At 69.8% G+C, this 1,223-nt stretch carries 1 pseudogene; it reads left to right on the top strand.

Annotated features, from left to right (window positions below):
* Positions 1-1,029: pseudogene (locus KBX53_RS33475) on the top strand (translational GTPase TypA); the annotation flags it as partial.
* Positions 1,030-1,223: the final 194 nt, after the last annotated feature.

Raw genomic sequence — 1,223 nt, 5'->3', positions numbered from 1 at the left:
ACCGCCGGGCCGGGTGACATCATCGCCGTCGCCGGCATCCCGGAGATCATGATCGGTGAGACGCTGGCCGACGTCGAGAACCCGGTCGCGCTGCCGCTGATCACCGTCGACGAGCCGGCCATCTCGATGACCATCGGCACCAACACCTCGCCGCTGGTCGGCCGGGTCAAGGGCTCCAAGGTCACCGCCCGGATGGTCAAGGACCGCCTGGACAAGGAACTGATCGGCAACGTGTCGCTGCGGGTCCTGCCCACCGAGCGACCGGACGCCTGGGAGGTGCAGGGCCGCGGCGAGCTGGCGCTGGCCATCCTGGTCGAGCAGATGCGCCGGGAGAGCTACGAGCTGACCGTCGGCAAGCCGCAGGTGGTCACCAAGGAGATCGACGGCAAGACCTGCGAGCCGGTCGAGCGCCTGACCATCGACGCCCCGGAGGAATACCTCGGCGCGATCACCCAGCTCCTCGCCACCCGCAAGGGCCGGATGGAGCAGCTGGTCAACCACGGCACCGGCTGGATCCGGATGGAGTGGCTGGTTCCGGCGCGCGGCCTGATCGGCTTCCGCACCGAGTTCCTCACCGACACCCGGGGCACCGGCATCCTGCACCACGTCTTCGAGTCCTACGAGCCGTGGTTCGGCGAGCTGCGTACCCGCAACAACGGTTCGCTCGTCGCCGACCGGGCCGGCGCCGTCACCGCCTTCGCGATGATCAACCTGCAGGAGCGCGGCCAGCTGTTCGTCGAGCCCACCACCGAGGTGTACGAGGGCATGATCGTCGGGGAGAACTCCCGCTCCGACGACATGGACGTCAACATCACCAAGGAGAAGAAGCTCACCAACATGCGGGCGTCCACCTCCGACGAGACGGAGAAGCTGATCCCGCCGCGCAAGCTCTCCCTGGAGCAGGCCCTGGAGTTCTGCCGCGAGGACGAGTGCGTCGAGGTCACCCCGACCGCCGTGCGCATCCGCAAGGTGGTGCTCGACCAGCAGCAGCGGGGCCGCGCCGCCGCCCGCCGCAAGCACGCCAGCTGACCCACCCGCACCCGACACCGGGCGTGTCGGCCGCTTGCGGCCGGCGCGCCCGGTGCTTTTTCCCCCGACGGGTACGCGAGTCCGCCCACCCGTGATCCGCTACGGTCACCGGCATGACCTGGGATGATCTCGACGCCCACCTGGACCGGGTGCCCGGCACCGTCTCCGCGTACGTGGGGCGCCTCGACGCCCCG

The organism is Micromonospora sp. M51, from assembly GCF_018070305.1.
Classification (GTDB): domain Bacteria; phylum Actinomycetota; class Actinomycetes; order Mycobacteriales; family Micromonosporaceae; genus Micromonospora; species Micromonospora parva.
Note: the sequence above shows the minus strand (reverse complement) of the source record. Positions and strands in the feature narration are given on the sequence as shown.